We start from the raw sequence: 12,191 nt of genomic DNA on the forward strand, positions 1-12,191 counted from the left end.
AAGCTCTCTGAATTATGATAAGGGTCTGATCTTAAGCTGGGCCATCCTCCGCCGCACCCGTCGGCCAATGAAAGGTCATACGGTCGTCGCGCCAGCGAGGCACCACGCGGAAATGCGGTGCGAAACAGTCGAACCTGGGGATTGCAGCTCTTCTACAGCGCAAAGCTGGGTATCCGGAGAAGTCGAGGAGGCAATCAGGAACTCGAAATTAATAATTCTTATACCGTCGTCTGGCACTAAAGCCCCAACCAAAGCGCACTTACCCAAACACCTTTCCCGGGCGGCGAGGCTCCAGCATCTGAGATTCGACTATAGAATACGCGACAAGATATCAAATTTATAATCGAATTATTCGTATCACTACTTGATCGTTCATTCCTCGTCCAGCAAGACGCCAGCGAGGTGTTCGAGGCCGACTGAGCGGCTGGCCTTGATGAGGACGACGTCGCCAGGAGTCAGGAGGGGGGTGAGGGCACCAAGGAGACTGGCGGCGTGCTCCGCCGCAGCTGTCGCGAGGGCCGGGTTGGCGGTGCGGGCGGTTTCACCGAGGGCGGTGATCTCGGAAGATGTGCCGACCGTGACCAGGATGTGGATTCCCAGGCTCGATACGAACTGGCCGATCGTTTGGTGAGCCTCGGTGGCGGTGGGGCCGAGTTCCTTCATCTCGCCCAAGACGGCGACCGTACGACGGCCCTGTGCCAGCGACACGAGGGTCTCCAGGGCTGCGCGGGTGGATTCGGGGTTGGCGTTGAAGGCGTCGTTGATGATGGTGACGCCGTCGGCGCGTTCGAGGATTTCCAGGCGGGCGGCCGAAATCGGTGCTGCGGAGGATAGGGCCTCCGCGATCGCTGACGTCGACATGCCCAGGGTGTGGGCGGTGGCTGCGACGGCCAGGGCATTGTGGACCTGGTGGGCGCCGAGGAGTTGGAGGGTGACCGAGGCGTTGCCGTCGGGGGTGTGGAGGCGGAAGGCGGCGCGGCCGACGGTGAGTTCGACGTCCGTTGCGCGGATGGAAGCCTGCTCGCTCGTGCCGTAGTACGTGACGGCGGCCTTCGTACGGTCGGCCATCGCCGCGACCAGATCGTCGTCGGCGTTGAGGATGGCCACGCCGCCCTCGGAGGCGGGCGGGAGCGCTTGCACGAGTTCGCTCTTCGCCTCGGCGATGGCCTCGCGGCTGCCGAATTCGCCGACGTGCGCGGAGCCGACGTTAAGGACGATGCCGATGCGCGGCGGGGTGAGGCCCGCGAGGTAGGCGATGTCGCCGACGTGGCGGGCGCCCATCTCCAGCACCAGGAAGCGGGTGTCCTCGTCGGCGGACAGTACAGTCAGGGGCAGGCCGATCTGGGTGTTGAAGCTGCCGGGCGTGGCGACCGTACGCCCGTGGCGGGCCAGCACCTGCGCGAGAAGATCCTTCGTCGTGGTTTTGCCGGCCGAGCCAGTCAGGGCGACAACCTGCGCCCCCGTACGCGTCAGCGCGTACTGCGCCAACCGCCCGAGCGCGGCCGTCACGTCCGGTACGACGACTGCGGGCACGCCCACCGGGCGGGAGGCCAGGACGCAGACGGCGCCGCCGGCCACGGCCTGCTCGGCGAAGTCGTGGCCATCCACCCGCGCGCCCGTCACCGCGACGAACATGCCGCCCGGCCCGACCTGCCGTGAGTCGCTGGCGCTCTGGCCCGTGACGCGTACCTGCTCCGGGTCGGGAGCGTCGTGGACAGTTCCCCCGGTGGCTTCGGCGATCTCGGCAAGCGTCAGTGTGATCACGGGCAGGGCCTTTCTCAGTGCAGGGGCGGGAAGGTGATCGCGCGGCCGGAGTACGAGGCCGCGACCTGGCTGAGCGGTACGCGGTCGTGGGTCTGGCCCCATCGGGATGGGTCACGGATGAAGACCGCGGGGTCGGGGCTGTCGTCATAGCCGCGCACCACGATCAGGTGGCCGCCGCGACGACCGTCGTCGGGGAACTGCTCCGTGATGGAGACGATCAGCGGCGCTTCGGCCGCCCGCACGAGCAGGTCCTCCACCGCGACGGGCTCGGCGCGGCCGGGTACTCCATACGAGGCCGCCAACTCCGCGAGGCCCGCGTGCAGTGCGCCGCGCGGCGTCATGACCTCGTTCTTGAACGCGAGTTTCAGCAACTCGGTAACGGTCGGTGCCTGGCGGCCGTACGCCAGCAGGATCATCCTCAAAGAGGCCAGCCCACAAGCTCGGTCGGACCACTTCTCCCGGTCACCGAGTTCCCACCCGCCGTGCTCCTCCCACTCCTCCGGCGCGATCAGCTGGCGGCACATGGGCACGTCGTGGAGATGGGGCACGGTGGCGGGCTCCCGAGGGCGCGTCAGGCAGCGGTCTCCCCCGCGTCCGTCGCAGCGCCGAGCACGGGAGTGGGCAGGGGGACATCGTACGGTTGGCGCGTCAATGCCTCGTGGAGGATCGCCCGTACGACGTCCACGTGGCTCAGCCCGGCCAGGCCGGCCCCGACGGCGAAGTTCGACGCCGCCGACATGCCGGGCGTGGTGTTCACCTCCAGGGCGTACGGCTGGCCGGCCTCAGTGACGATGAAGTCGATCCGTGCCCAACCGCGGCAGCCGAGCCCCTTCCACAGAGCCAGGGCGTGACATACGAGGTCGGCCTGGACGCCGGCGGGCAGGTCCGCCGTGGTGACGGAGACGTCCCCGCGCCCATCGGCGTCGAGCTTGGCCTCGGCGTCGTAGAACTCCGCTCCGATCGCCTCGGTGGCCAGTGGCGGGGACACCAGAAGGCCGCCCGGCAACTGGAGCAGACCGACGGTCACGGGCAGGCCGACGACGTACTCCTCGACCAGGACGTGGGAGGGGTCGCACGCCCACGCGTACTCCAGCGCGGGCGCGAGCGCGGCCTCGTCCCGCACCAGGCTCATGCCGAGGCTGGACCCGCCGAGCACGGGCTTGGCCATCACCGGGCGATCGCGCCACTCCGTCTTCTGGCCCGGCCACCACACCTGCCAGTCAGGCGTAGGCACGCCCATGCTCCGCATGAACCGCTTGCACAGCAGTTTGTCCGCGCAGATCGCGGACGCGGCGACGTCGCTGCCGCAGAAGGGCACGCGCAGGTAGTCCAGCAGTCCTTGGAGCCGACCGTCCTCGCCATAGGGGCCGTGCAGGTTCGGCAGCGCGACGTCGAAGGCGGGCAGTGACCGTACGAAGCCCGGTTCGCAGGGGTCGAGGACGGCGAAGTCCGCGCCGATCTGCGTCAGGGACCTGCTGAGCGCCGTGTCCGAGCGCTGTTCGGGCGGGCAGTGCGCCAGGTAGAGCCGATCCTCGGCCGACAGGCCGCCGTAGAGCAGCGCCACCTTCGGCGGGTCGGCGAGGCCGTCTTGCCATCGCCGTAGCGCCTCGGTCTCGCGGTTCACGGCGGCGCGGTCGCCGATGTCGATCACGGGCATCATGTGAGCTCTCCTCGGTAGACCTGGTTGACCGGGCCGCCAACCCAGAAGGCGCTTCGGCCTTCGGTGTGCGGGCGCACCTTCAGCGGCGTTCCCGAGCGGTTGTGGACGGTGACCTGCTCGTCCCCGACGAGGCCGCGCTGCTGGGCGATCACGACTGACGCGACGGCACCGCTGCCGCACGACAGCGTCTCGGCCTCCACGCCGCGCTCGTAGGTGCGGACGCGCAACTCCTGGCGGCCGGTGACCTGGACGAAGTTGACGTTGGTGCCCGTCGGGGCGAGCTGTGGGTGATGGCGCATCATCCGGCCGCAGCGGTCGGCGTCGACCGAGTCGACGTCCTTCACGACGGCCACAACGTGCTCGGTGCCGGTGTGCGCGAGGTCGTACCAGAACGCACGGCCGTCGATCACGCCCTCGACCTGCCGGAGCGATGTCGCGCCGACCTCGGCCGTCACCCAGACGTCGTCGCCGTCGACCAGCGCTTCGTGCTTCACGCCGGCCATCGTCAAGGCCAGCGTCCGGCAGTCGTACTTCTCGGCCGCGGACCAGGCGACGCAGCGAAGGGCGTTGCCGCACATGCTGGCCGCGGAGCCGTCGGCATTGAAGCACGCCACGTCGAGGACCAGAGGGTCGGTGCTCGTCACGGCGGTGAGTACGAGGCCGTCCGCCCCGATGCCGGTGCGGCGGGCGCATAGCTGCCGCGCCGTCGCGGACCAGTCCCGGTGTAGGTCGGGGAGGGGGCGCGCGAGCAGGACGAAGTCGTTGCCGGCGCCGTGGAGCTTCTGGAAGGACACGGGTGTGCCTCTCTCCTTCAAATGCGGACGGGCGAGGGGTGGTGGGCCGCCCAGTCCGTGCGGGCGCTGAGCAGGAGGGGCCGCACATCGTTCTCGATGCGATCGGCGAGGGTGCGCAGGGTGGCGGCGAGGGCGACGAGCGCGTCCGGGTCGAGTCCGGTCATCCAGCAGTCGGGGGTGATCTGGACCTCTGCGAAGGGGAGGCGCGGCTCGGCGGAGTCCGGGAAGGGGTGGCACATGATGCTGCTGGCGAAGATCATGACCTCCTCCAGCAGCCCGATGGCTCCGCCCGTCCCGGCGGCGTGCACGCGGAGGGAGGCTCCCTCGAAGTCCGCCCAGTGCGTGATGTCGGCCATGCGGGCCGGAAGTTGATCGGCGGGGACACCGTGGGTGGTGGGGTCCTCCTGCGCCCAGTCGGGCAAGTGGCCCGCGACGACGGAGCCGTCGTCCGCGGTGATCATCCAACGGTTGGAGGCCGGGATCGTCTCCGATGCAGAGGGCGAAGTGGGAGCGTCGAGCGTTTTAGGTGCGGAGCTACGGCCCAGCGTGGCCGTGGCGGCAGGGGGCATGACAGTGAGTCCTTCGTGGGGTGGCATACGGGAGAGCCAAGGCGGCGCCCAATCGGGCGTCAGTCCTACGGCGATCAGGCGGAGACCTCGGACGCAAGGAGGCGCGCGTCGGCCAACTCCCAGCTGTGGCCGCCCGGGTGGCCCTCGAACTCGCTGCACGCTTCCCCGAGCCGTACGGCCGGGCAGTCCGGCAACTCGACGACGGTGCTCGGCTCCACGCCGTCACACCACACCGTCCACAGAGACCCTGCGTGCGGACCCCGGAGGCCCAGAACAAGCGCCTGGTGCTCCGAGTTGTCGTGGCTGATCGCGCAGACGAGTTCCTGCTGGGCGTCGTCGTCCGAATACGTCCCCGGCATGAGGGCGTTGGCCATGCTGAGTGCGGCCCTGACCAGCGACGGCGGTGAGACCACCCGCCGGCCACAGATGAGCCGTTCCTCCTGGGCACCGGGCATGAATTCGTGTTCCTTCGGTGAATGGGGCCGCTTTCGGCGGCGTACGGGCGGGGCGGCGGCCGGCTCGCGGTCATGGCGACCGGCACCCGCCGGGGGCGGCGCGGTGGGACAGCAGCGTCATGTCCCAGCTCCGACAGCAACGACGGACCGCGGCGACTGGTCAGCTTGATCGGCGGCAGGCGCACCGCCCGGCGCCGCCTCGCCCGCTGCCGCGCGGGGCAGGGAGAGCCGGGCCCAGACGAGTTTCCCCGCGCCGTGAGTGGCGTAGGCGAAGCCCCAGGCACCTTCGGTCAGAGCCGAGACGAGCAACAACCCGCGTCCGTTCTCCGCCTCCTCGGACGGAGGCCGGAGGATCGGCGCCCGCCGGCTCGCGTCGTGCACCACTACGTAGAGGTGGCCAACGACGACCCGCAGCTCCAGAACGGAAGACAGCGGCGGGTGACACGGGCGCGACTCCCCGGTCTCGGCGTGCCGGATGGCGTTGGCGACCAGCTCCGTCACGATGCTCAGCGCGTCGTCCAGCACCTCATCAGGCATGCCCCACTCGCCGAGAACATCCCGCGCGTAACGCCGGGCGTCGCTGACGCCAACCAGCTCGTGCCCGAGATCGAGTCGACTGTGAAGAACCGCCGTTGCGGAAATCATCGCTTCACCTCCCTGCTGCGACATGCACCACGGAGCCGGCCTGTCAGCCGCTCCACCGGGTGTGCTCGCCAGTCAACGGCGGCGGCGAGGAGAGCGGCAGCGTTCACCGGGGAGTTCGCGAGTACGGGAGGTTCACCGTGCGTCGAGGGGGTTCACCCATGAACCCCCTGCCTCAGCCGACCGGAGCGTGACAGGATTGCCACTCGCCGTCATCGACCGATGGCAGGGGGACCATGGACAGAGAGCCCAACCGCCGCCTCGCCGCGTTGATGGCCGAGGTCGGAGCGTCCAACAAGGGCCTGGCCCGACGCGTCCGCGATGTTGCGCTGCGGCACGGCGTCCGAGTCGGCACCACCCACGTGTCAGTACAGCGGTGGCTCGACGGCGCCGGCATCCAGGCCGAGAACGCGGCGTTTGTGGCAGAAGCGCTCGGCGCCAGGTTAGGCCGCAGGATCACCCCCGCCGACTGCGGCTTCTCCAGCCCGACGATCAGCCCCGCTCCGAACGGTACGACCTACGCGGCGACTCTCGCCGAGGCCTTGGGCGTACTCGACGGCCTGACGCAGCTGCGGCCCGAGGACAAGCCACCGGCTGTCGAGTTGCTGCACGACAACGAGGTCAACACCGCCGTGCTGTCCTGGCTCGTAACACGACCGGACGGGGTTCCCTCTGACCGGGCCGCGTCCCATCGCATCGGAATGCGAGATGTCGCCGCCGTCCGGACCGCGGCGGAGATGTTCATGCACTTGGACTTTCTCTACGGGGGAGGTCACGGTCACAAGGCGCTGCGTCACTACTTCCGGCACGAGGTCCTGCCGTTGCTGGACGCCGATTACAGCGAGCGCGTCGGCTCCGCCCTCTTCAACGCCGCAGCCGAGATTTCCCAACTCCTCGCGTGGACCGCCTATGACAGCGGCCACCACCGCCTCGCGGACCGGTACCTCCTGTCGACGCTCAGGCTGACGCAGGTGACCGGCGACCGGATGATGGGGTCGCGCATCCTCGCCAACATGAGCCACCAGGCAAATTACCTCGGGCAGGTGCCGCGAGCGGTTCGGCTGGCGAGGGCCGCGGTCGAGGGCGGTAGCAACGGTCGGGCAACACCGCGCGCGATGGCGATGTATTCGGCTCACGAGGCGCGCGCCCTTGCGACGGCCCGGGACGCGAAAGGCGCGCAGCGCGCCATGCTCGAAGCCGAGAACCACCTAGCTCATGTGGGTGAAGGAGGTGATCCGCCCTGGCTTGCCTACATGGACGAAGCCGAGCTCGTGGGCGAGTTCTGCCACTGCTTCCGTGACCTCGGCGCATCGGCCCAGTCCGTCAGCTACGCCGAGCAGGCGGTCGCGCTCACCGATCCGAAGTACGCCCGGTCGCTGGGTTTCTGCCGGATGGTGCTCGCGCAGAGCCAACTCCTGGACGGGCAACTTGAAGCGGCCGTCACGACCGCGGGTCTCGCGGTGACGGCGGGGGACGCTCTTCAATCGGCCCGCTTCCAGCGCTATGTCCTGGACTTCCAGCGCGAGGTCTCGGTGCACGCCGGCAACCCAGAAGTGCAGCAGTTCAACGACCACGTACGGACGGCGCTCTCCGGCCTGGACGACCAGTAGCGGCGACGTCAGCCGGGATGCCAGTCACGGGGCGCCTGATCGTCGCGGAGCGAGGCGATACGGCGCGCGTACTCTCTGGCGACCTCGTCGCTCTCACCGACGTTCTGCATGAGCCAGGTGGTCATCTTGAATTCCTGGACCGCTCGCAGCGTCGGAAAGCCCGGCCAGTCGCGCAGATCGCGCCCGTACGCGCCGACGAACTCCGCGTACTGGTCGGGCGTCTGCCAGCCCAGGCTGTCGTGCTCCGTGGCCGTCACCATCAGATCCCATTCGGGATGGTCGCGGCAGAAGACTTCGAAGTCGATGAGGATCACACGGTCGGAGCGGTCCACCATCAGGTTCTGGACGTGTGCGTCGCCGTGGACGGGACCGACCGGGGAGGCGAACGACAACTGCCCGATCTCACGTTCCAGTTGCCGGTGGCGTTCCCGCAGGAATTTCCGGTCGGACTCGGAAATGCCGGTCGCCTTCTCGATCCTCAGGACCGACCGGCCCATCGGCTCGAACCTCGGAAGGACCAGCGTCTCCGGCATCCGCAGCGCGTGCAGTTCGCGCAGGATCGAACCGAGCTCGCCATACGTCGCCGCCCGACCACTCTCCTCGATCCGACGCCAGAATGTCACCGGGTGACCGGACACAACGACCGCCTGCTCAATGTCCTCCACGACCTGTGCCGCCGGGAAACCCTCGTCCGCCAGCCACCGCGACACTCCTACTTCCCGGCGCGCGGAATCCAGGTACTCCTCCGAGCGCGCGATCCGTACGATCACGGGCTGGCGTTCCAGCCGGAACAAGGCGTTCTCGCCGAGGCGGATCAGCCGCACTCCCCCGGAGTCCAAGCCCGCCGCTCCACATGCCTCCACCATGACCTGGCGGGCGCGCGACGAGGTGAAGCCCTCGTGACCGCGCCCAGCACCGGACATCGGCATTACGCGACCACTCCCCAGCTTCGATCAAAGGCACACCACGGACGGCAGCCAAGCCGCCATGCCATACACGGCGGACTGCGCCTGCCATCCCGACGGTATAGAAGCGCGAGCCCAGGCTCGTACTTGGACGGGCGTCGGATGGTCATGGTCGTGGCTGTGCGACTACCGATGAGACCGGGCGCGGTCCGGAGACGGGGCGGGAGGTGAGGAGATCGGTGGAGCGGCCGTCACCGAAGGGAACCCTGGAGACACCGCTTGAGAGCGGAGGCGGGCTGCTTCGGCGCGGGGGTTGGGTGCGGGGTTGCGGGTGGTGTGTTGGATGCGGCCGAGGAGGACTTGGGCGGGGTGGTGGGCTGAGTCAAGTTCGCGGCGGGCGGCGGCTTCGGTCAGGAGGGTGCGGGGTGGGTGGCCGGCGGCTTGGGCGTCGGCGAGGACGGTTGCGAGGGCGGGCCAGTGGGGGTCGGTGAGGATGCGGTCGGCGTGGTCGGGGACGGCGGCGCGGACTTGTGCGGCGAGGGTGTGGGTGATCTCCATGGTGGGCTGCCGGTGGGTGAGGGCTGCGAGGTGGGGGGCGGCGGCCTGGTCGTAGGCGGCTTGCAGATGGATCACCGCGGTACGGGCGGCTTCGGCCTGCTGGCGGTGGCCGCGGGCCTGGTGCCAGCGGGCGACGAGGATCGCTGACCAGACCAGGGCGGTGAGCAGGACGGCGAAGGTGCTGCCGTCGGGGCCGTCGCCGGCGTGGGCGATGTCACGGGCGGCCTGGCGCAGTCCCGCTGCGGTGTGGTGGTCGGCGCGGATGCGGGAGCGCTGGGCGCGGGCGAACTCCCGGCTGGCGGAGCGCAGTTGGCTGCGCAGTTCGGCGGGTCCGGTCTGGGCGGTGGCGTCGATGATCTCGCCGAGCGCGGTGATCTGCGCCTGCGCCCGCGCGTCGTCCCAGGCGTCCGGGTGCTGGGTGAGACGGTCATGGAGGGTGTCGAGAGCGCTGGTGGTGCGCTGCCAACAGGTAGCGGGCCGGTCGCGGCGGGCCGTCGGCTGCTCCTCAGGCGCGCTCCCCGCGAGGCGGTCACGGAGCTTGGGGAGGGTCAGGTCGGGGGCGATTTTCCCGCCGGGGATGTAGAGCTGGGTGCCGTCGGCTTTCAGGTCGCCGGGGCGGCCGACGCTGTAGCCCTGGAGGTCGCCGGAAGGCAGCCGGCGGACCTTGACCTCGACACCGTCGGCCTCAAGGTAGGCGAACAGCTCCTCCACGGACGCGGCGTGCGGGATGGCGGCCCGGATGCGCTCCTGCAGCCAGGCGCGGCTGGTCTGCTCCCAGCCGAGCCGGTCGGCCTTGTGCATCTCGGCCTGGGTCGGGCTATGGTCGCCGGTCCGGTCGCCGGGGGCGACTTGGTGGAGGCCGAGTTCGGTCTCGATGAGGCGGGCTTCGGCCTGGGCGCGCATGCCGCAGTTGTGGAGTTTGGGGCGGCGGCCGTCCTCGCGGACGGTGGTGGCCAGGATGTGGAGGTGGTCGTCCGCGTGGCGTACGGCGATCCACCGGCAGGCCAGGGGGTCGCCGTCGGGGGCGATGCCGGCGGCGTGGACGATGCGGCGGGCGATCTCACCCCACTCGGCGTCCGACAGGTACCGGTCGCCGGGGGCGGCGCGGACGGGGCAGTGCCACACGTGGTCGGTGACGGGTTTGCCGAAGCCTTCGTTGCGGAGGCGGACGGGGGCGTCGAGGATCTGGCCGAGGGCGGTGAGGGTGGCCTCTTGGTCGCGGCCGGGGTCGGGCAGGCCGCGGGGGCTGAAGGAGGCGACGATGTGCGGGTCGTGGTGTTCGTCGTGCCGGCCGGGCCCGTAGAGGTAGGCCAGCAGCCCGCGGGTGTTCCCGCCGGGCTTCTTCACCGAAGGAATCACGCGTCCTCCCCGTCGCTGGGCGCGGTGGGTTCGGTGGGCAGGAGCAGGGCGCGGGCGATACGGGTCAGCAGCAGATCCAGATGCTCCAGGCGTTCGCGGATGTCGGGCTCGATCCGGTCGTCGCGGTGCAGCACGTGCACCATCTGGTTGATGTTGACGCCGATCCGGTTGATCTCGTACCGGATCTGGGCGCGGAACTCCTGCACCGCCTGCCGGTCGGTGTGCAGCGGAAGATCGACGGTGAACGCGCCCCGGATGAACGCCAGCGCGATATCCGCCAGGTACCCCGACAACGTGCCCTCGTAGCCATGCCGCCCGGCCGCGTCCAGCAGCTCGGCGTGCTCAGACTCCGTGAGGCCCACCGGCCCGACGCGCAGCCTGCGGCGCTTGCCGTTGAACCGGCGGATCCTGCCCTTCGGCATCACCTGGGCATTGGCGGGGGTGGCGAGCGGCGGCACATCGAGAGCGGGAACGTCGACGTGAATGAACGCTGCGTCCGCCTCACGGGGCTGACCGGCGGCGCTGGTCGGCGGCGCGGTGGCGTGTTCGTCGGCGTGGGCGGCAGCAAGAACGATGCGCTGGACGACATCGAGTTCATGCGTGTCGGGGCCGCCAGCAGCGCCCGCTTCCCGGTCCGGCGCGCCCTCGCGCCGGGCCTCCTCCGCCACCCCCGGGGCGGAGGACCCCAGACTCCGGCCAACAGTCGGAGACTGGGTACAACTGGCTCCGCCCGGGGCCGTGTTGTTGAAGGCCCGCCGCCACAGACCGGCCAGTTTACGGCCCTTAATGGCGGGTCCGGGGCTTTCCTCAGCGTTCGTGCCGGTGTCGGGGGTGGGCTTCACGGTGTTCTCCAGTGGGGCGTTTTCGGTGTGGCGGATGACGGTGCGGGTCCTCTCGTTGCACGGGTCATGGTTCGGGCGGGTGGCGGTTTGGCCGAGCCGGGTTCGGGGTGTAGTGGGAGCGGCGCCCGGATGTGCGGAAGCCCCATGCGGGAGTTCCGCACATCCGGATCGCGGACATGCGCGAGCCTTGCTCGCCGGAGCTTTGGTCAGGCGTCCGCAGGATGCGTCCGCGCCGGTTCCACCGCTTCGGCGGCGGGGGCGTGTTCGTCCTTGAGGTGCTTCATCAGCTGCGTCAGCCGGGAGCTGGCGACCGGTGTACCGGTGTCGCTTATCGCCTGCTTGACCACGGCCAGGCTGAGGCCGTGTTCGGCGACAGCGGGGCGGACTATCGCGATGAGTTGGTCCATGGTTGCCGCCGGCGGTCGTCCGGTGCGTTTGCCGGTCGGGGCGCGCTTGGCGTTCTCCGGTCGGCTACGGGCGGGTGTCGGTTTTCGGTCCGGGGCTGTGGCCTGTGCGCGCTCCGGCTGCTGGACCGGAGCCGCGACCGCTGCGTCGGGTGCGCGGCTGGCGCTGGTCGAGGTCGTGTCCGTGGCGGTGGGTGTGTGGAGGTGGCGGAGCAGCGTGGGGCCGACGGTTCCCCAGCCAAGGAGCAGTGCCGGGGCGACGGTGTCCAGTGCGGCGCGGCCGTATTGCCTGGCCAGCAGGGGCTGGGCGGTGTTCAGGGCAACGGTGAGCAGGCCGCACAGGTGCATCAGCCTCGTGGCTGAGCGCAGGTGGGCGGGGTCGGTGCCGTGGGCGGCCAGGTGGTGCAGGGCGACGAGGAGGCCGACCACGGACAGGTCGACCATCGGGGCGATCAGCGGCGCGATCGGGCGGGGCACGCCGAGTCGCAGGGCCAGGGCCCAGACGTTACCGAAGGAGAAGACGAAGGCGAGTGCGGCGATGACCGCCATCACGACAGTGATCGTCGTGCGGGCGAACGCGCCCGTGGCGACCGGGTCGGCGTTCGGTGGTGTGCTGGGCATGCGGGAGA

12 protein-coding genes are annotated in these 12,191 nt (G+C 69.9%); 1 reads left to right on the forward strand and 11 read right to left on the reverse strand.

Annotated features, from left to right (window positions below; all coding sequences use genetic code 11):
* Positions 1-372 precede the first annotated feature (372 nt).
* The 7 genes from BGM09_RS36560 to BGM09_RS36590 form a co-directional block, all read right to left on the reverse strand.
* On the reverse strand, positions 373-1,764 hold the full coding sequence (locus tag BGM09_RS36560; RefSeq protein ID WP_188286067.1) for a UDP-N-acetylmuramoyl-tripeptide--D-alanyl-D-alanine ligase: 1,392 nt from the start codon (positions 1,762-1,764) through the stop codon (positions 373-375).
* 14 nt (positions 1,765-1,778) lie between these two features.
* The gene (locus BGM09_RS36565; RefSeq protein WP_317453033.1) at positions 1,779-2,312 is read right to left on the reverse strand and encodes a C39 family peptidase; all 534 of its coding nucleotides are present in this window, start codon (positions 2,310-2,312) and stop codon (positions 1,779-1,781) included.
* A 23-nt stretch (positions 2,313-2,335) separates the two neighbouring features.
* The gene (locus BGM09_RS36570; protein WP_223188105.1) at positions 2,336-3,424 is read right to left on the reverse strand and encodes an ATP-grasp domain-containing protein; all 1,089 of its coding nucleotides are present in this window, start codon (positions 3,422-3,424) and stop codon (positions 2,336-2,338) included.
* The gene (gene dapF / locus BGM09_RS36575; RefSeq protein WP_188286068.1) at positions 3,421-4,218 is read right to left on the reverse strand and encodes a diaminopimelate epimerase; all 798 of its coding nucleotides are present in this window, start codon (positions 4,216-4,218) and stop codon (positions 3,421-3,423) included. Before dapF ends, BGM09_RS36570 begins: the two co-directional genes overlap by 4 nt.
* Positions 4,219-4,235: 17 nt before the next feature.
* Entirely contained in the window at positions 4,236-4,679 is a 444-nt protein-coding gene (locus tag BGM09_RS36580) for a DUF6907 domain-containing protein (protein WP_188286069.1), read from the reverse strand.
* A gap of 182 nt (positions 4,680-4,861) precedes the next feature.
* Entirely contained in the window at positions 4,862-5,242 is a 381-nt protein-coding gene (locus tag BGM09_RS36585; RefSeq protein WP_188286070.1) for a hypothetical protein, read from the reverse strand.
* A gap of 117 nt (positions 5,243-5,359) precedes the next feature.
* A complete protein-coding gene (locus BGM09_RS36590) occupies positions 5,360-5,887 on the reverse strand; it encodes an ATP-binding protein (protein WP_188286071.1) in 528 nt (175 codons plus the stop codon).
* 233 nt (positions 5,888-6,120) lie between these two features.
* Here BGM09_RS36590 and BGM09_RS36595 point away from each other — a divergent pair, with 233 nt between their 5' ends.
* Positions 6,121-7,494, forward strand: coding sequence for a sporulation protein (locus BGM09_RS36595; RefSeq protein WP_188286072.1), 1,374 nt, complete (start codon positions 6,121-6,123; stop codon positions 7,492-7,494).
* An 8-nt stretch (positions 7,495-7,502) separates the two neighbouring features.
* On the opposite strand, the gene BGM09_RS36600 is transcribed toward BGM09_RS36595, so the two are convergent.
* The 4 genes from BGM09_RS36600 to BGM09_RS36615 all read right to left on the reverse strand — a co-directional run bounded on the left by BGM09_RS36600 (position 7,503) and on the right by BGM09_RS36615 (position 12,183).
* The gene (locus BGM09_RS36600) at positions 7,503-8,423 is read right to left on the reverse strand and encodes a phosphotransferase enzyme family protein (protein WP_188286073.1); all 921 of its coding nucleotides are present in this window, start codon (positions 8,421-8,423) and stop codon (positions 7,503-7,505) included.
* 162 nt (positions 8,424-8,585) lie between these two features.
* A complete protein-coding gene (locus BGM09_RS36605) occupies positions 8,586-10,316 on the reverse strand; it encodes a mobilization protein (protein ID WP_188286074.1) in 1,731 nt (576 codons plus the stop codon).
* The gene (gene mobC, locus BGM09_RS39080) at positions 10,313-10,984 is read right to left on the reverse strand and encodes a plasmid mobilization relaxosome protein MobC (RefSeq protein WP_188286146.1); all 672 of its coding nucleotides are present in this window, start codon (positions 10,982-10,984) and stop codon (positions 10,313-10,315) included. The genes BGM09_RS36605 and mobC overlap by 4 nt, the downstream gene beginning before the upstream one ends.
* Before the next feature lie 380 nt (positions 10,985-11,364).
* Entirely contained in the window at positions 11,365-12,183 is an 819-nt protein-coding gene (locus BGM09_RS36615; RefSeq protein WP_188286075.1) for a DUF2637 domain-containing protein, read from the reverse strand.
* Between the last annotated feature and the right edge of the window lie 8 nt (positions 12,184-12,191).

The organism is Streptomyces sp. CBMA29 (assembly GCF_014596445.1).
GTDB lineage: Bacteria > Actinomycetota > Actinomycetes > Streptomycetales > Streptomycetaceae > Actinacidiphila.